The organism is Miltoncostaea oceani, assembly GCF_018141545.1.
Lineage (GTDB): Bacteria > Actinomycetota > Thermoleophilia > Miltoncostaeales > Miltoncostaeaceae > Miltoncostaea > Miltoncostaea oceani.
Map to the genome: position 1 here is coordinate 2,146,206 of NZ_CP064356.1, position 16,975 is coordinate 2,163,180.

Below are 16,975 nucleotides of genomic sequence, written 5' to 3' on the forward strand. Positions count from 1 at the left end.
AAGGCTCGCCGCGACGGGACCCGGCGGCCGTCCTTGATGCCGTCCGGGCGATGGGCGAACATGTGTTCGATGATCGTCGCCGTCCACATCCCCCGCCTCCCGCTCCTCGTCGCGCTGCTGCGGGCGCGGCGCCCGCTCGACGCGCCGGTGGCCCTGGGACCGGCCCCCGGCGGGCCCCAGGTCGTCGGCCTCTGCACCCCGGCGGCGGAGGCCGCGGGGGTGCGGCCGGGCCTGCGGGTGGGCGAGGCGCTCGCCCGCTGCCCCACCCTCGACCTCGTGCTGGCCGACCCCGACGCGGCGTCCGACGCCTCCGAGCGCATGCTCGAGCGCCTCGAGGCGGCGGGGTTCGCGGTCGAGCCGTGCGGCCTCGAGGGCGCCGCCTTCGACGTGCGCGGCACGCTGCGGATGCACGGCGGGCTCGAGGGCGTGCTGCGGCGCGTCCGCGGCGCGCTGCCGGTGGGCGCGGGAGGGCGCGTCGGCGCCGCCCCCGCCCTGTTCGCCGCCCGGCAGGCGGCGCACGAGGCGGCGCCGGGACGGCCCCTGGTGCTCGACGCGGACGAGGTGCCGGAGTTCCTCGCGCCCCTCCCCGCCGACCGCCTGCCGCTCACCCCCGCGCTGGTGGCGGCGCTCCACGACCTGGGCCTCCGCACGATCGGCCAGGTGACCGGCCTGCCGCGGGCGGCGGCGCTCGACCGGCTCGGCTTCCCGGGCCTCGAGGCGTGGCGGCTCGCGCGCGGCGAGGCGGGCCGCGCGCCCCGCCCGCGCGTGCCCCCGCGCCCCCTGCGCGCCTCGATCGGCTTCCCGGAGCCGGTGGCCGCGCTGCCCGCGCTCGAGGCCGCGGCGCGGCTGCTGCTCGGCGAGCTGGCGTCGGCCGCCCACGGCCGCGGCGCCGCCCTGCGCACCCTCACGCTGCGCGCGCGGCTGGCCGACGGCGGCTCGTGGGCGCGCGACGTCACGCTGCGCGAGGCCACGAGCGACCGCGCCCGGCTCGCGCTCTCGGCCCTGCCGCGGCTGGGCGAGATCCCGGCGCCCGTCACCGAGCTGTGGATCGGCGGCGACGCGTCGGGCGCGCTCGGCGGGCACCAGCTGACCGCGATCCCCTCCCCCGCCGAGGAGCGGCGCACGCGGGCCGGCGAGGCGGTGCGCCAGGTGCGCGCCGCCCAGGGCGACGGCGCGATGCTGCGCGTGGTCGAGATCGAGCCCTGGTCGCGCCTGCCCGAGCGCCGCTGGGCCCTGACCCCCCTCGAGCCGTGACGCTCCGCGCACTGGGCGTCCCACGGCGGGCGCATGTCCGCGCCGGCCCCGACGGGGTGCCGCGCGCGGTCGAGATCCGGGGCTCCGCGCGGGCGGTGTCCGGAATCCGCGACGACTGGCTCGTCCAGGACCTGTGGTGGACCGACCGGCCGGTCGACCGCCACTACCACGAGGTGGTGCTGGAGTCGGGCCGGGTCGTCCTCACCTACCGCGACCATGTGGACGGTTCCTGGTACGTCCACGGTTGACGGTGCGGTGCGCGCCGGGGCCTCCCGGCCCCGGCGCGCCCGCGATCACCTCAGGCGGCCGCGGCGCGCCACCGTCGGCGCGTCACTGTCGGCGCGTCACCGGCGCCCCGCGGTCGAGGCCGGCGTCGCGGCGGCCGCCGTGCTCAGGACCGCGAGCCACCCCCCGCGGCCCACCGGGTTGCCGCGACCGCTCTTCACGAGGCGGTACCCCGCCGGCACCCGCCCGGGCCGGGTGCGCCACGGGCCGATCGTCGCCGGCAGCGCCGCGTCGCCCGCGGGCTGCCGGAAGCCCGCGATCACCGCGAGCCATCCGCCACGCCCGATGGGGTTGGTGCGCCCCGTCCTCACCAGCCGGTAGCCGGCGGGCACGCTCGCCGGCCGGGTGCGCCACGGGCCGATCGTCGGCGGCAGGCGCGGGGGCGCCACCACGGAGCGGGCGGCGAAGCGGGCCACGCCCCGCCCGACGGCCTCGGCGATGCGCTGGCGCACCGCGGGGTCGGCCAGCATTAGCGCCTCCGCCGGGTTCGTGAGGAACCCGCCCTCCACGAGGATCGCGGGCATGCGAGTGTTGCGCAGCACGTAGAAGCCGGCCGTCTTCACGCCGCGGTCGGGCAGGCGGAGCGCCGCAACGACCTCCGCCTGGACGTCCTGCGCCAGCAGCCGCGACGCGGCGCTCGAGTAGTAGTAGTGGAACGTCTCCGTGCCACTCGTCGTCGGGCCGAGGGCGTTGTTGTGGATCGAGACGAAGAGCTCGACGCCGGCCTCGTTCGCGGCCTCGACGCGGGCCCGCAGGTCCGCCCCCACGGTGGTGTAGGCGCGGTCCCCGCCCGCGAGGTCCGTCGTGCGGGTCAGCAGCGTCCGGGCGCCCTGGGCGCGCAGCCACGCGTCGAGGCGCAGCCCGATGTCGAGGTTGACGTCCTTCTCGTACAGCAGGGTCCGGCCGGCGGCGTCGATGCGCGGCGGGAGCCCCGTCACCGTCCCCGCCGGCAGCTCGCCGACGGCGCCGGTGTCGCCGCCCCCGTGGCCCGGATCCACCGCCGTGTACGGCAGGGCGCCGACGGCCGCGGCGGGGGCGAGGGCCCCGGCGAGGAGGGCGATCAGCAGCGTCGGGCGGAGACGGATGGCGCGGACCTCCCTCGGGGGTGCGGCGGGCGCGGGGGATCGTAGACCCGGCTCGCCACGTCGCCCAACGACGCCGGGTCCCCGGGCGACGCCCGTGTGTTTCGCATCCGCCCCCGTGGGCACGATCTCTATGCGTCCTCGGGGGCCACGGCCTCCGGTCGATGCATGTGGTGCAGGACGGACCCACCACATAGAGCGACACCCGGCGGGCACCCGGGTATCGCGATCACACAGAGAGAGCGCCGCGGGCACCGGCGCTCTCTCGCCGTTTAAGGACGCGCCTTGCCGGTGCCCGGCGCGCTCCGTAGAGTCGCCCGATGGGCCATCCGATCGTCCTCACGCTCGACGACGACCTGCGGCGCAACCGGCTCACGGTCGCGTTCCGCATGATCCTCGTCATCCCGCACCTCGTCTGGCTGAGCCTCTGGGGCATCGTCACGGGCCTCGCGGTGATCGTGAGCTGGTTCGTCACGCTCGTCGCCGGGCGGACGCCCGACGGGCTCCACGGGTTCATCGCGCAGTACCTGCGCTACAGCACCCAGGTCTCGGGATACCTCCTGTTCCTCGCGGACCCGTACCCCGGGTTCCTCGGCGACCGGCCGTACCCCGCGGACCTCGCGATCGCCCCGCCCGCGCCGCAGAACCGCTGGAAGACGGCGTTCCGCGGGATCCTCGCGATCCCGGCGCTGGTCGTCTCGCAGATCCTCGGCTACCTGGTGTACGCCCTCGCGATCATCTCCTGGTTCGCCTGCCTGTTCACGGGGGCCATCCCCCTCGGGCTGCGCAACCTGACGGCGTGGATCGTCCGGTTCACCGCGCAGACGAACGCCTACGTGATGCTCCTCACCGAGCGGTACCCCGACTTCTCGCCGGACGCGCCCCGGTAGGACGGCGGCACCGGCGCGCGCCGGCTTGACCTCGACCACGGTTGAAGGTGCAGCATCCCCTCCCACGCACCACGACCGAGGAGGGGACATGACGGACCGCACCGCCACCGCCGGGGCCGCCGGCCGCATCGCCGAGGAGGTCGCCCGCTGGCCCGGGGTGACCGTCGAGCCCGGGTCCTTCGGCTCCCTCGCGTTCGTGCACGGCCGCCGCGAGATCGCCCACCTGCACGGTGACCACGCCGCGCACTTCGCGTTCCCCCGGGCGATGCGGGCCGAGCTGCTCGCCGCCGGCCGCGTCGCCCCGCACCCCGCGCTTCCGAACTCGCCGGGCCTCGCGGCCCGCCGCATCGACGGCGAGGAGGACGAGCGGGACGTGATCGCGATGATGCGGATGAACTACGACCGGATCGTCGCGCGCCACGGGGTGGTCGCCGGGCGCACCTGACGGGCGGGGGCGTCGGCGCGGTCGTGCGCCGACGCCCCGGTTGCATCCCGGCCCCGTGGACACGAACATGTGTTCGATGGGGGTCCCCTACGTCGAGCTCCACGCGCATTCGGCCTTCAGCTTCCTGGACGGGGCGTCCGCCCCCGAGGAGATGGCGGGCGCCGCCGCGGAGATGGGCCACGCGGCCCTCGCGCTCACCGACCACGACGGCCTGAGCGGGTCGCTGGCCTTCGCCCACGCCGCCCGGGCCGCCGGGGTGCGCCCCATCACCGGGGCCGAGGTGACGTTGCGCGACGGGTCGCACCTCACCCTGCTGGCGGCCGACGCCACCGGCTACGCCAACCTCTGCCGGCTGATCACGACCGCCCACGCCGGCACCCGCCCCCCTCCCGACCGGCGGGCGCTGCCCCCGGCCCTCGACCGCGAGGAGATCGGGCCGCGGGCCGAGGGGCTCGTGTGCCTGACCGGATGCGCGCGGCACGGCCTGATCCCGCGCCTCGTGGCGGCCGGTGAACGGCGGGCGGCGCTCGAGGCGCTGCGCGGACTCGTCCGCGACTTCGGCCCCGGCGACGTCCACGTCGAGATCCAGCGCCCCCAGTCGCGCGGCGACCGGCGCCTCGCCCGCGACCTGGAGCGGCTCGCCGAGGCGGCGGGGGTGCCGTGCGTCGCCACCGGCGACCCCCACGCGCACACCGACGAGCGCGCACTCCTGCAGGACGCCTTCGTCGCGATCCGCAACCGCCTGACCCTGGACGGGTCGGAGGACGCTCGACGCGGCAACCGGCGGGCGGTGATGCGCCCGCCGGCCGAGACGGCGGCGATGTTCGCCGACCACCCGCAGGCCGTCACCCAGACCCTGCGGATCGCGGAGCGGATCGAGTTCGACCTGACCCGCGACCTCGGGTACCGCTTCCCCGACTTCACCGGCTCGCACCCCGGCGAGACGGCCCAGCAGGCGCTCGCCGCCCTCTGCATCCACCAGCTCGGGGCGCGTTACCCCAACGCGGGGAGGCGCGCCGCCGCCCGCGCCCGGCTCGACGAGGAGCTGGCGCTGATCGACCACCACGACCTCGCCGGGTTCTTCCTGCTGCACCGCGACATCCTCGAGCTGGCGCGCGAGGTGGCCCTGCAGGTGCGCCCCGCCGGGTCGGCGCGCCGCTGGCTGCCCCCCGGCCGCGGACGGGGGTCGTCGGTCGGATCGATCGTCTGCTACCTGAGCGGCCTCTCCCACATCGACCCCGTCGCGAACGACCTCTTCCTCGGGCGGTTCCTCAACCGCGACATGGCCTCGGTGCCCGACATCGACCTCGACTTCCCGCGCGACGTCCGCGAACGCCTGATCGAGGAGGTGATCCGCCGGTACGGCCCCGAGCACGCCGCCCTCGTCGCCGCCTTCCCCACCTTCCGCATCCGCATGGCCATCCGCCAGCTCGGTGCGGCCCTCGCCCTGCCCGAGGCCGACCTCGAGCGCCTCGCCCGCCTCTCGGACGGCTGGTCGTCGGCGACGGCCGTCGAGGAGGAGATGCTGCGGCTGCCCGACGGCGAGGCGAAGATGGCCTCGCCGCGGTGGAGGGCGCTGGCGTTCCTCTCCCGCGAGGCCGCCGGCCTGCCCCGCCACCTCTCCCAGCACTCGGGGGGCATGGTCGTGAGCGCCCGGCCGCTGGTCGAGCTGGTGCCGGTGGTCCCGGCCGCCTTCCCCGGCCGCCAGATCTGCCAGTGGGACAAGGACTCCTGCGCCGACGCCGGGTTCGTGAAGATCGACCTGCTCGGGCTGGGGATGCTGTCGTCGGTCGAGGAGTGCATCGACCTGATCGCCCGCGGACGCGGCGAGAGCGTCGACCTGTCGCGGATCGGCTTCACCGACCCGGCGGTCTACGCCGAGATCCAGGACGCCGACACCGTCGGCGTGTTCCAGATCGAGAGCCGCGCCCAGATGCAGAGCCTGCTGCAGACGCGTCCCGAGAACCTCGACGACCTCACGATCCAGGTGGCCCTCATCCGCCCGGGACCGGTCAGTGGCGGCGCGGTCCACCCCTACGTGGCGCACCGCCGCGCACGCCGGGAGGACCCGGCGTTCGAGCCGCCCTACGACCACCCCCTCCTCGCCGACGTGCTGCGCGAGACCCTCGGCGTGGTCGTCTTCCAGGAGCAGGTGCTGGAGGTCGCGATGGCGCTGGCGGGCTTCACCCCCGGGCAGGCCGAGGCCCTGCGCCGCGCCATGAGCCGCAAGCGGAGCCGCGAGGCGATGATCGCCCTCTGGCGCGACTTCCGCGACGGCGCCCGGGAGCGGGGCGTCGACGACGAGACGATCCGCCTCGTCTTCACCAAGCTGATCGGCTTCTCCAACTTCGGCTTCCCCAAGGCGCACTCCTCGGCGTTCGCGGTCCTCGCCTACCAGAGCGCCTGGTTGCGGCAGCGGTACCCGGCGGAGTTCCTGGCGTCCCTGCTGAACGCCCAGCCGATGGGCTTCTACCCCCCGGCGAGCCTGGTGAGGGACGCCCAGCGGCGGGGCGTCCGGGTGCTGCCGCCCTGCATCGCCCGCTCCGAGCCGGGGTGCACGATGGAGGACGGCGCGGTGCGGATCGGGCTCGGCTACGTGCGGGGCGTCCGCGACGAGGCGGCGGGGCGCCTGGTGGCCGAGCGCGCCGAGGGGGGCCGCTTCCGCGACATCGCCGACCTCGCGGCCCGCGCCGACCTGCGCCGCGAGCAGCTCGCCCAGCTCGTGCGCGCCGGGGCCTGCGACGTGCTCGAACGCCCGCGACGGGCGATGCTCTGGGAGCTCGGCGTGCTGTCGCGCCCGCACGCCGGCGCCGGCGGCACCCAGCTCGCCCTGCCGATCCCCGCGGGCGACGCCCCGCCGCTGCCCGAGCTCGGCCGCTTCGAGCGGACCATCACCGACTACGAGACGACCGGCCTGTCGACGGGCTGGCACCTGATCACCCTGGTGCGCCCCGGCCTGCCGCCCGGCACCCTGACCGCCGCCCGGCTGCGCGAGACCCCCGACGGCACGCAGGTGCACGTCGCGGGCCTCGTGGTGGCCCGCCAGCGCCCCGCCACCGCCCACGGCATCGTCTTCCTGCTGCTGGAGGACGAGACGGGCATGGTCAACTGCATCGTGAAGCCCGAGGTCTACGAGCGGTACCGCGCGGTGGTGCGCGCCGACCCGCTCGTCCTCGCCTGGGGGCGCCTGGAGCGACGCGACCGCAACCACAACGTCCTGGTCACCCGGCTCGAGCGCATCGCGCCCCCCGACGACACCGCCGTCCCGGAGCAGGCGACCGGCATGGCACGGGTCCGCGCGGCGGCCCCGGAGGGCCAGCACTTCGGCCGGGGACGCCGCTGAGGGTCCCCGCGCGGAGTCCTACGTTCCGCGGCCCCGCTGCCGACAGGAGGCACGAGACCCCTTCGAGGAGGCCCCGTGCCACGCGTCGTCGACGACCTGCCGATCCGTCGCACCATCGTGCTGTCGGTCGGCGCCCTGCTCGCCGCGGCCGTGACCGCCCTCGCCGTCGCGTTCGCCATGCTCGGCCGCGCCGGTGACCCGGTCGCCGCCGCGCGCCTCGCCCTGGTGGTGGGCGGCGCCGCCGTCCTCGTGCTCGGCGTCGCGGTCGCGCTCCTCCTCGCCCGCGCCGTCACGCGGCCCCTGGCCGCGCTGCGGGCGCAGGTGGAGGGGATCGCCGACGACGGCGACCTCACCCGGCGGGTCGACGCGACGCGCCGCGACGAGATCGGACGCCTCGGCGTCGCCGTCAACCGCGTCGTCGCCGGCGTCCACGACACGTGCCGCCAGGTCGACGCGTCCGCCCGGTCTCTCGCGGTCACCGCGCGGGACATGGCGGCCACCACCGGGACCACGGGCGTCGCCGTGGCGGAGATCGCGGCGACGATCGAGCAGGTGGCGCGGGGCTCCGCGGCGCAGTCGTCCGCGACGGTCGAGGTGGGCGCGGCACTGGCGGGCATCGGCGACGGCGCGGTCCGCGTCGCCGGCGCGGGTCGCGCGGCCGCCGAGGCCGCCGGCGCCGCCGACGACGCCGCCGAGGGCGGAGCGGACGCCGTCCGCGAGGTCGCCGACGCGATGCGGCGGATCGAGGACCGCGTCGGGAACGCGGCCGTCGCCGTCCGCGGCCTCGGTGAGCGGGGTGAGGCGATCGGCGACATCGTCCGCACGATCACGGCGATCTCGGCGCAGACCAACCTGCTCGCCCTGAACGCCGCCATCGAGGCGGCGCGCGCGGGCGAGCAGGGCCGCGGCTTCGCCGTCGTCGCCGCGGAGGTCCGCACCCTCGCCGAGGAGAGCCGGGCGGCCGCCGGGTCGATCGCGGCGATCGTCGGCGAGATCCAGGCCGACACCCGCCTCGCGGTGGAGGCGATGGAGGCCGGCGGCGCCGAGGTGGCGGAGGGCGGCCGCCGGGTCGCCGCCGCCGGCGAGGCGTTCGGCGCCGTACGGACGCAGGTCGCCGCCGTCGCCGGGGAGGTCCGCGAGGTCGCGGACATCGCCGGGGGCCTCGCGGAGGGCGCCGCCGGCGCGCGGGACGCGATGTCCGACGTGACCGCGGTGAGCGAGTCGAACGCGGCGGCGGCCCAGCAGGTGGCGGCGACGACGCAGGAGACCTGTGCGACGGTCGCGACGGTCGGCCACTCGGCCGACGAGGTCGCACGCGCGGCGCAGGACCTGGCGGCGCTGATGGGGCGCTTCCGGGTCTGACGTCCCCCTCGTGGGCCGCCCCCCGGCGCGGCCCGCGGCCGTCGGCGCCCCGCTAGCCTCGCGGCGTGGCGTACCTGCTCGCCGCGGCGATCGTCCTCGGCATGACCGTGACGCCGGTGCCGCTCCCCCCGTCCTGGCTCGTGCTGGCGTACCTCAGCATCGAGCTCGACGCCCATCCGGCGGGGATCGTGCTGGCCGGCGCCCTCGGCGCGACCGCGGGCCGCACCCTGCTGGTGCTCGGTACACGGGCCCTCGGCCCCCGGGTGCTCCGGCGCGGCGGCCGCGAGAACGTGGAGTACCTGGCGGGCCGCCTGCGGGGGCGTAACTCCGCGCTCGGGGTGGGCGTGCTGCTCGCCGCCTCCCCGCCCCCCGCCGGGGCGCTCTACACCGCCGCCGGGCTGCTGCGCATCAACCTGGCGCTGGTCGCGGTGTCGTGCTTCGCCGGGCGGCTCGTCTCGTACGGCCTCGGGGTGGCCCTGGTGGGTGGCGCCGCCGACGAGGTCGCCGACCGGGTGCGCGGCACCGTCGGCCCGTGGTCCGTCGCGCTCGGCCTCGCGGCCGTCGCCGCCGTCCTCTGGCTCCTCACGCGGCTCGACTGGCGGGCGCTGCTCGAGGAGCGGCGCCTGCGGCTGCGGCCGATGTCGCCCGCGCGCGGATGACGACCCCGGTCGTTATCGCGACCGGATAACAGCTCGGCGGCTCAGTCGCCCACGAAGCGGTATCCGACGCCGCGGACGGTCTCGATGCGGTCGTCGCCGACCTTCTTGCGCAGGTAGCCGACGTAGACGTCGACGACGTTCGACCCGGGGTCCCAGTCGAGCTCCCAGACCTGCGAGAGGATCTGCTCCCGGCTCAGGACCTGGCCCGGCCGGCGCAGGAACACCTGCAGAAGGGAGAACTCCCGCGCCGTCAGGTCGTGCCGGACGTCCCCCACCCGCACCCGGCGCGTCGGGATGTCGAGCTCGACGTCCCCCACCGACAGGACGGTCACGGGGCCGCCGTCCTGGTCGCGGATCCGGGCGCGGATGCGGGCGAGCAGCTCGTCGAAGGCGAACGGCTTGGTGAGGTAGTCGTCCGCGCCGAGGTCGAGGCCCTCCACGCGGTCGGTGACGTCGCCACGCGCCGTGAGGACGACGATCGGCAGGCGGGAGCCCCCGTCGCGCAGGCGGCGCAGGACCTCGGTCCCGTCCATGTCGGGCAGGCCGAGGTCGAGGATCATCAGGTCGAGCTCGGGGTCGCGGGCGCCCCGCAGGGCCTCCTCCCCCGTCGCGACGTGGTCGACGGCGTACCCCTGGGCACGCAGACCGCGGATCAGGAACGAGGCGATCCGTGCCTCGTCCTCGACGACGAGCACCTTCATCCGGGCACCTCGATCCAGAACGTGGCCCCGTCACCGGGGCGGTTGTCGACGCCGGCGGCGCCGCCGTGGGCCTCCGCGATGCCGCGGACGATCGCGAGCCCGAGACCCGAGCCCGGGCTGCGGGTGCGCCCGCGGTTGAACGGACGGAACAGCCGCTCCTCCTCCCCGGCGGGGATCCCGCCTCCCGAGTCGGCGACCTCGATGCGCCAGACGTCCCGCCCGCGGGCGAGGCGCAGCTCGACGGGGGCGTCGCCCTCCGAGTGCAGGGCGGCGTTCTGGACGAGGTTCACGATCGCCTGGGTGAGGCGCTGGGGGTCGGCGACGACCACCGCCCCGGCGGGGGCGGGCCCGACGCGCAGCCGCCCCCCCAGCAGGGGCTCGACGGCGCGGGAGACGTCGGACAGGAAGGACTCGAGCGCGACGGGCTCCATCCGCAGGAACCCGGGGTCCTCCATCCGCGACAGCATCGTCATGTCCTCGACGATCCGGCCCATGCGGCCGAGCTCCTCGATGACGATGCCGATGGCCTCGCGGACGTCCTCGGGTGCGGGGTCGTCGCCGAGCACCTCGAGGTGGCCGCGGCAGATCGTGATGGGGGTCCGCAGCTCGTGCGACGCCTCGCGGATGAAGCGCTGCTCCCGCGTGAACGACGCCTCGAGGCGCCCGAGCATCGTGTTGAAGGTGGCGGCGAGGTCGCCGATCTCGTCGGTGCGCGGGGGGATCTGGATCCGCTGCGTCAGGTCCCCCTCGCGGGCGATCGCGTCGGCCGTGGTCGCCATGTCCTTCACGGGGCGCAGCAGGCGCCCGAGGATGAACCACGCGATCCCCGACGCGAGGAGGAAGGCGACGCCGGTCGCGACGAACACCGCGGCCCGGCGCTCGAACAGGGCGTCGCGGTCGGCCTGCGTCAGGCGCGCCGCGGCGACGCCGCCGACCCGCCGGCCCCCGATGGTGATGAGGGTCCGCAGCACCCGGGCCTCGCCCTGGCCGGTGCGGACGGAGAGGATCCCCGGGGAGCGGACGTCCTCCACGAGCGGGCCGAGCACCGCCTCCGCGGCGAGGGGCCCCTCGGCGCGGAGCGGCGCGGCGCCGATCCGGACGACGATCGTGTCGCGGTCGCCGGCGGGCCAGGCGTCGAGGTACGACGACACGGCCTCCCGCGGCGTGAGGCCGTCGTTGCGTCCCGCCTGGATCGCGGCCTGGAAGTCGACGACCTCCTCGCGCAGCTCGTCGTCGACGGACCGCTGCTGCGACTGCTCCGCCTGCTGGAACGTCACGATGGACGTCAGGGCGAGCGCGAGGCCGAGCAGCAGCGCGTAGACGCCGAGCACGCGTGGACGCAGGCCGAGGGCGGGTCCACGGCGGTCGTCGCCGGCTCCGCGCGGACGGCGGCCGCGGCGGGCGGGTTCAGTCGTCGCCATCGTCGGCCTCGTCGTCGTCGTCGACCTCGTCGTCGGCTCCGTCGTCGTCGTCATCGTCATCGTCGTCGTCGGGTGCCGGCGCCGGGGCGGGCGCGGGGGCCGGCGCCGGGGCGGGCGCGGCGGGCGCGGCGGGCGCCGGCGCCGCGGGTCGCGGCGGCGACGGTCGCGGGCGGGGGGCCGCGGGGGTCGCGGGGGCCGGGGTGGCGCGCGGGGTCGGCGCGGGCGCCACGGACGCGGGTGCCGCCGGGGCCGGGGCCGCGGGCGCCGGGTCCGGGGGCGCGGGGACGGTGGCCGGCCGGGACGGCCTCGGTCGCGGTCGCGCCGGGGGGTCCCCCGCGCTCGTGGTGCCCATCGGGACCTCCACGACGGGCAGGTCCTCGGGGCCGATGGTCGCGCGGTCCTGGGTCCAGCGGCCCACCAGCACGCTGGCGACGACGCCGATCAGGACGGCGACGGCCACCACCAGGAGCGGTCCGCGGCCACCCACGAGGTCGCGGAGGGTCCCCATGCGGCGATGGTGGCACAGGCCCCCCGCCGTCCCCGCCGGTATGAGGAAAGTCTCATGGCCGGCGACCCGGCCCCGGGGGCGCTACGGCTGGGTGAACAGCATCCCGAGGAGGAGGCCGACCCCCCACAGCGACAGGGAGACGATGCCGAGGATGATCCCCGCCTTCGCCAGGCCGCGGTTGCCGAGCCGCCCGTCGGTGACGGTGTCGTCGTCGAGGGCGAACAGTCCGAGACCGACGGCCGGGGCCGCCGTGAACGGGATCAGGACGCCGACGATGCCGAGGACCAGCGACGAGACCGCCTTGCCCTGGGCGGGGTTTCGGGAGGGGTCGGGGCCGCGGGCCGGGACCCGCAGGCCCACGAGGGCGGCGGCCGTCCCGGCGAACAGCAGCAGCGACCCGAAGAGCATGAGGTAGCCGGCGGGGCCGAGGCTGATGTCCACGCCCGGCGTCAGGTCGTCGGACGAGCGGAAGCCGATCAGGGCGAAGGCCACGATGAGCGCGAAGAGGGCCGAGACCGTGACGCCGGCGATGCGCGCCCACGCCCACGGCGCGGCGGCCGCGGCGACGCACAGCACCGCGGCGACGACGCCGATCCACGACCCGCCGGCGACGGAGATGGTGACGAACCCCTGGTCCACGGCGGTCGAGCCCGCGGACGAGGCGACGAGGACGCCGCCGATCGCGGCGAGCACGAACCCGGCGCGGCCCAGCACGGTCGGGTCGTACGCCCGGCCGGTGCCACCGCCGAGGACGCCGCCGAGGAGCCCCGTGGGCGCCTCGGAGCCGCCGTCGGCGGGCGCGCCGGCCCCGGCCGCCGGGCTCGCGCCCGCGGGGGCGGCCGACGGCGGCGCCGGCGGGATGCCCGCGATGGGGTCGGTCGCCGTGCCGCCGCCCTCGCTGACGTGCTCGGTCCACGCGGAGCCGTCCCAGTACCGCAGCCGCCCCGTGCGCGTCGGATCCCCGTACCAGCCCGCGCTCGCCATGCGCTCTCCCTTCGGTCGCCGGGCCGAACGCTACCCGGCGCGCCGGACGCGCGTCAGCGGGAGGCCCTCGCAGGACCCGCCGCCGGCGAGCCGGTGGCGCGCGGCCCGCGCCACGTCCGCGATGAGGCGGTCGCCGACGGCGTCCGTCACCCCCGACGCGCTCCAGGTCATGACGACGGCGACGACCGGCCCCGACCGGAGGTAGAGGACGCCCGCGTCGTGCTTGACCTCCTCGGTGTAGCCGGTCTTGTGGGCGACGGGGACGTCCCCCGGCAGGCCGGCGACGAGCTTGGTGCGGTCCCGCACGTCGAGGAGTCGGGCGAGCACCTCGCCGCGCGCGGCGTCCGCGCCGATGCCGAGGCGCCCGATGCCCCCGCGCCCGATGGCGCCCCGGTGGACGGCCACCATCAGCCGTGCCAGCTCGTAGGGCGTCGCGATGAAGTTGGTGAAGAGGGCGGGGCTCGCGGTGGTCGTCACGGGGAGCGGCCGGCGGGCGTCCTCGATGATGTAGGGCCGCCGCACCAGGGAGCGCGCGAGCCCCAGCGCCCGCAGGGTGTCGGTCACCGACGCCGCGCCGCGGTCGCCGGAGCCGCCCCCGAGCGCCGCCAGCACGGCGTTGGCGGCGACGTCGTCCGAGTCGATGACCATCCGGTCGAGCAGGCCGTCGAGCTCGCCGGCGCGGCCACGGCGGACCGCGTCGACGAGGATCGCCGCCTTCAGCGTGCTGGCCGCCGGGAACTGCGCGTCGGCGTTCCGGCTCGCCCCGCAACCCGTGACCAGGTGCTGCACGTAGACGCCCGAGACGGCCCCGACGCGGCCGGTGAGGGCGTCGACGTCCGCCTGGAGCCGCCGGTCGATGAAGCCCGGCAGGCGCCCGGCGCGCCGCGCCGAGGCCGGCAGCACGCGCAGGCGCACCGTCGCGGACCACCGCGACCCGCCGGGCCCGATCGCACGGACCCGCACGGGGGCCACCCCCACCGGCACCGGCACCGACACCCGCCGCGGCCCCGACGGCACCGTGAGGCGGGCGGTGATGCGCCCGTCGGCCTGCACCTCGACGCGGCGCACCCCGGGGCCGAGGCGCACCGCGATGCGCCCGTAGCTGACCGCCGGCGCCGACAGCACCGGGGGCGGGGGCGGGGCGTGGGCGATCACGCCGGCACGCCCGGCATGCGCGCCAGCATCCCCTCGATGGCAGCCCGCGCCCGCCGGGTCACCTCGGCGGCGCGTTCGCGCGGGGACCCCTCCCCCGGCACCTCGAGCGGTTCGCCGAAGGCGATCAGCACGGGGCCGCGCCCCACCGGGCGCCACCCCCGGAGCACGTGCTGCGTGCCGTGGACCGCCGCCGGGACCACCGTGACACCGGGTGTCAGGGCCAGGTGGCCCGCCCCGTCGCGGAACGGCCCGGGGGTGGCGCTCCACCCCGCGACGCCCTCGGGGAACACCACCAGCAGGCGCCCGGCCGCGAGCTGGGCGCGGGCGTGCCGCATGGCCCGGAGGTCGGGGCGGCCGGAGCGGATGGGGAACGCCCCGAGGGCGAAGAGCAGCGTCGCGAGCGCCCGGCTCCGGAAGTGGCGGTCGAGCGCCATGTACTGGGCGCGACGCGGCACGCACGCGAGCCCGACGGCGGCCGGGTCGATGTCGGCGGGGTGGTTCGCGATGACGAGCACGCCGCCCTCGCGGGGGATCCGCCGCCTCCCCGCGACCCGGAAGCCCAGCAGGGGCGGGGCGATCGCCCCGAGCAGCAGACGGCCGAACCACCAGACGGGGGCGCGCACGCCCCCCGGCGCGGGACGCCAGTGCACGTCGGGCGCGTCCCGGTCTCCGGTCACGCCGTGGACGCCGGCCTCTCGACGACCATCGCGATCCCCTGTCCCCCGCCGATGCAGAGCGAGGCGAGCCCGAGCCGGGCCTGCTCCCGGCCCATCGAGTGCAGGAGCGTGGTCAGCACCCGCGCCCCGGAGGCCCCGATGGGGTGGCCGAGGGCGATCGCCCCGCCGTGGACGTTGGTGCGCTCCGGGTCGAGCCCGAGGCGGCGGCAGACGGCGAGCGACTGGGCGGCGAACGCCTCGTTCAGCTCGATGAGGTCGAGGTCGGCGAGGGTCACGCCCGCCCGGGTCATCGCGGTGCGGACGGCGTCGACGGGGCCGAGCCCCATCACCCGCGGCGCGACCCCGACGGACGCGTACCCCCGGATGATCCCGAGGACCGGGGCGCCGGCCTCCCGCGCCGCGTCGGCGCTCATCACGACGGTGGCGGCCGCGCCGTCGTTGATCCCCGACGACGAGCCCGCCGTGACGGTGCCCGCCGGGTCGAACGCGGGGCGCAGGCGGCCGAGTGCCTCGAGGGTCGTGTCGGGGCGGGGGTTCTCGTCGCGGTCGACCACGACGGCGGGGCCGCGGCGCGCGGGGACGGTCACGGGCAGGATCTCGCCGGCGAAGACGCCGTCGGCGATGGCGCGGGACGCCCGCTGCTGGCTGCGCAGCGCGAACGCGTCCTGGTCCTCGCGGGTGATGCCGTCCTCGGCGGCGATGTTCTCCGCGGTGATCCCCATGTGCACGTCGCACATCGCGCACCACAGGCCGTCGTGGACCATCGCGTCGACGACGGTCGCGTCGCCCATCCGCTGCCCGGCGCGGAGGGCGGGCAGCAGGTGCGGTGCGGCGCTCATGTTCTCCATGCCGCCGGCCACGACGACCTCGGCGTCGCCGGCGCGGATCGCCTGCGCCGCGAGGGCGACGGCCCGCAGCCCCGACCCGCAGACCATGTTCACGGTGGTCGCCGGGACCGTCTCCGGCACCCCGGCGCGGAGGGCGGCCTGGCGCGCCGGGTTCTGGCCGAGGCCCGCCGAGAGCACGTTGCCCATCAGCACCTCGTCGACCCGGCCGGGGGGCGTGCCGGCCCGCCGGAGGGCCTCCGCGACGACGAGCGCCCCGAGCTCGGTGGCGGGGACGGGGGCGAGCGCCCCCATGAAGCCCCCGATGGGGGTGCGCACCGCGCTGGCGATCACGACGTCCATCGGGCCGTCCCGGTTCGGGGTCGAGGGGCCCCGGAACCTACCGGGACGGAACCCGCCCGGCCCTGTTCAGGCCGCGGCCGGACCGGCCGATGACAGGGGGGATGCCCGCCCGCTCCTCCGTGCTGGCCGTGACGGCCGTCGCCCTCGCGTGCGCCGGTCCCCTCGCCGGGGCCGCCCTCGCCCAGGACGACGCCGAGCCGCCGGCGCCCGTCGCGGCGCCGGCCCCGGTGAAGATCGAGAACGCCCTGCTCGCCGAGATGAACCGCGTCCGGGTGCAGCGCGGCCGGGTGGCCCTGCGCCCCCACGCGAGCCTCCGCCGCCCCGCGCGGGAGCAGAGCCGGTACCTGCTGGCCATCGGCGACCTGTCCCACGAGGGCCCCGACGGCGCGCCGTTCTGGACCCGCCTCGTCGCGGCCGGCTTCCCCCGCACCCGCCTCATGGCGGAGAACCTCGCCATGGTGTCCGGCTGCGAGATCTCGGGCGCCCGGCGGACGGTGGACATGTGGATGCGCAGCCCCGGGCACCGCGCCAACCTGCTCAACCCGCGGTTCCGCTGGGTCGGCCCCGGCGTCGCCGTCGGCCGCGACTGCTCGGCGACCTACCTCACGGCCGACTACGGGTCCTGACGACCCCGCGCCGCCGCGGCCCGCGGGCCGCGGCCGGTCACGCGGTCAGGCCTGGAAGCTCTTCCCGCAGCCGCACGAGGCGGAGGCGTTCGGGTTGTTGATGAGGAACCCGGCCCCCTGGAAGCCCTCCTCGTAGTCGAGCTCGACGCCGAGCAGGTAGGGGACGCTGAACCGGTCGATGATGACCCGGACGCCCTCGTCCTCTTCGAGCACCTCGTCGCCGTCGGCCGGCGGGGCCAGCGACAGGTCGTACTCGAACCCCGAGCAGCCGCCCGGGACCACCTGGACGCGCAGACCCGTGTGGGGATCCGCCTCCTCGGCGATCAGGGTGCGGAGCTTGTCCTTGGCCTCCTGCGTGAGCGTGACCATCGCGTGGATCCTTCCGACGACACCGGA

General features: G+C 77.0%; 17 protein-coding genes. 8 read left to right on the plus strand and 9 right to left on the minus strand.

Annotated features, from left to right (window positions below):
• Positions 1 to 69: 69 nt before the first annotated feature.
• Both IU369_RS10925 and IU369_RS10930 read left to right on the plus strand, forming a co-directional pair.
• Entirely contained in the window at positions 70 to 1,254 is a 1,185-nt protein-coding gene (locus tag IU369_RS10925) for a DNA polymerase Y family protein (RefSeq protein ID WP_217921013.1), read from the plus strand.
• Entirely contained in the window at positions 1,251 to 1,502 is a 252-nt protein-coding gene (locus tag IU369_RS10930) for a hypothetical protein (protein WP_217921014.1), read from the plus strand. The genes IU369_RS10925 and IU369_RS10930 overlap by 4 nt, the downstream gene beginning before the upstream one ends.
• Positions 1,503 to 1,598: 96 nt before the next feature.
• Here IU369_RS10930 and IU369_RS10935 read toward each other — a convergent pair whose 3' ends face one another.
• Positions 1,599 to 2,747, minus strand: coding sequence for an N-acetylmuramoyl-L-alanine amidase family protein (locus IU369_RS10935; RefSeq protein WP_217921015.1), 1,149 nt, complete (start codon positions 2,745 to 2,747; stop codon positions 1,599 to 1,601).
• Positions 2,748 to 2,941: 194 nt separating this feature from the next.
• Between IU369_RS10935 and IU369_RS10940 the strand changes: the two genes are divergently transcribed.
• The 5 genes from IU369_RS10940 (at position 2,942) to IU369_RS10960 (ending at position 9,320) form a co-directional block, all read left to right on the plus strand.
• The gene (locus IU369_RS10940) at positions 2,942 to 3,511 is read left to right on the plus strand and encodes a DUF4389 domain-containing protein (protein ID WP_217921016.1); all 570 of its coding nucleotides are present in this window, start codon (positions 2,942 to 2,944) and stop codon (positions 3,509 to 3,511) included.
• A gap of 88 nt (positions 3,512 to 3,599) precedes the next feature.
• Positions 3,600 to 3,956 carry a luciferase domain-containing protein gene (locus IU369_RS10945; protein WP_217921017.1) on the plus strand — a complete coding sequence of 119 codons (357 nt, stop codon included), beginning with the start codon at positions 3,600 to 3,602 and terminating at the stop codon, positions 3,954 to 3,956.
• A 76-nt stretch (positions 3,957 to 4,032) separates the two neighbouring features.
• A complete protein-coding gene (locus tag IU369_RS10950) occupies positions 4,033 to 7,299 on the plus strand; it encodes a DNA polymerase III subunit alpha (RefSeq protein WP_217921018.1) in 3,267 nt (1,088 codons plus the stop codon).
• A 75-nt stretch (positions 7,300 to 7,374) separates the two neighbouring features.
• A complete protein-coding gene (locus IU369_RS10955; protein WP_217921019.1) occupies positions 7,375 to 8,661 on the plus strand; it encodes a methyl-accepting chemotaxis protein in 1,287 nt (428 codons plus the stop codon).
• A 65-nt stretch (positions 8,662 to 8,726) separates the two neighbouring features.
• Positions 8,727 to 9,320, plus strand: a complete 594-nt coding sequence (locus tag IU369_RS10960) for a hypothetical protein (protein WP_217921020.1) — start codon at positions 8,727 to 8,729, stop codon at positions 9,318 to 9,320.
• 41 nt (positions 9,321 to 9,361) lie between these two features.
• Here IU369_RS10960 and IU369_RS10965 read toward each other — a convergent pair whose 3' ends face one another.
• The 7 genes from IU369_RS10965 to IU369_RS10995 form a co-directional block, all read right to left on the minus strand.
• On the minus strand, positions 9,362 to 10,021 hold the full coding sequence (locus IU369_RS10965; RefSeq protein WP_217921021.1) for a response regulator transcription factor: 660 nt from the start codon (positions 10,019 to 10,021) through the stop codon (positions 9,362 to 9,364).
• On the minus strand, positions 10,018 to 11,442 hold the full coding sequence (locus IU369_RS10970; protein ID WP_217921022.1) for a sensor histidine kinase: 1,425 nt from the start codon (positions 11,440 to 11,442) through the stop codon (positions 10,018 to 10,020). Before IU369_RS10970 ends, IU369_RS10965 begins: the two co-directional genes overlap by 4 nt.
• The gene (locus tag IU369_RS10975; protein WP_217921023.1) at positions 11,429 to 11,950 is read right to left on the minus strand and encodes a hypothetical protein; all 522 of its coding nucleotides are present in this window, start codon (positions 11,948 to 11,950) and stop codon (positions 11,429 to 11,431) included. The genes IU369_RS10970 and IU369_RS10975 overlap by 14 nt, the downstream gene beginning before the upstream one ends.
• Positions 11,951 to 12,031: 81 nt before the next feature.
• Positions 12,032 to 12,934, minus strand: a complete 903-nt coding sequence (locus IU369_RS10980; RefSeq protein WP_217921024.1) for a DUF4190 domain-containing protein — start codon at positions 12,932 to 12,934, stop codon at positions 12,032 to 12,034.
• 30 nt (positions 12,935 to 12,964) lie between these two features.
• Complete coding sequence (locus tag IU369_RS10985; RefSeq protein ID WP_217921025.1) at positions 12,965 to 14,089, minus strand: serine hydrolase; 1,125 nt, start codon at positions 14,087 to 14,089, stop codon at positions 12,965 to 12,967.
• Positions 14,086 to 14,766, minus strand: coding sequence for a lysophospholipid acyltransferase family protein (locus IU369_RS10990; RefSeq protein ID WP_217921026.1), 681 nt, complete (start codon positions 14,764 to 14,766; stop codon positions 14,086 to 14,088). The genes IU369_RS10985 and IU369_RS10990 overlap by 4 nt, the downstream gene beginning before the upstream one ends.
• Positions 14,763 to 15,953, minus strand: a complete 1,191-nt coding sequence (locus tag IU369_RS10995) for an acetyl-CoA C-acetyltransferase (RefSeq protein ID WP_217921027.1) — start codon at positions 15,951 to 15,953, stop codon at positions 14,763 to 14,765. The genes IU369_RS10990 and IU369_RS10995 overlap by 4 nt, the downstream gene beginning before the upstream one ends.
• A gap of 101 nt (positions 15,954 to 16,054) precedes the next feature.
• Here IU369_RS10995 and IU369_RS11000 point away from each other — a divergent pair, with 101 nt between their 5' ends.
• A complete protein-coding gene (locus tag IU369_RS11000) occupies positions 16,055 to 16,579 on the plus strand; it encodes a CAP domain-containing protein (RefSeq protein WP_217921028.1) in 525 nt (174 codons plus the stop codon).
• 45 nt (positions 16,580 to 16,624) lie between these two features.
• On the opposite strand, the gene IU369_RS11005 is transcribed toward IU369_RS11000, so the two are convergent.
• Positions 16,625 to 16,948 (minus strand): HesB/IscA family protein, encoded by a 324-nt coding sequence (locus IU369_RS11005; protein WP_217921029.1) that lies wholly within the window; start codon positions 16,946 to 16,948, stop codon positions 16,625 to 16,627.
• Between the last annotated feature and the right edge of the window lie 27 nt (positions 16,949 to 16,975).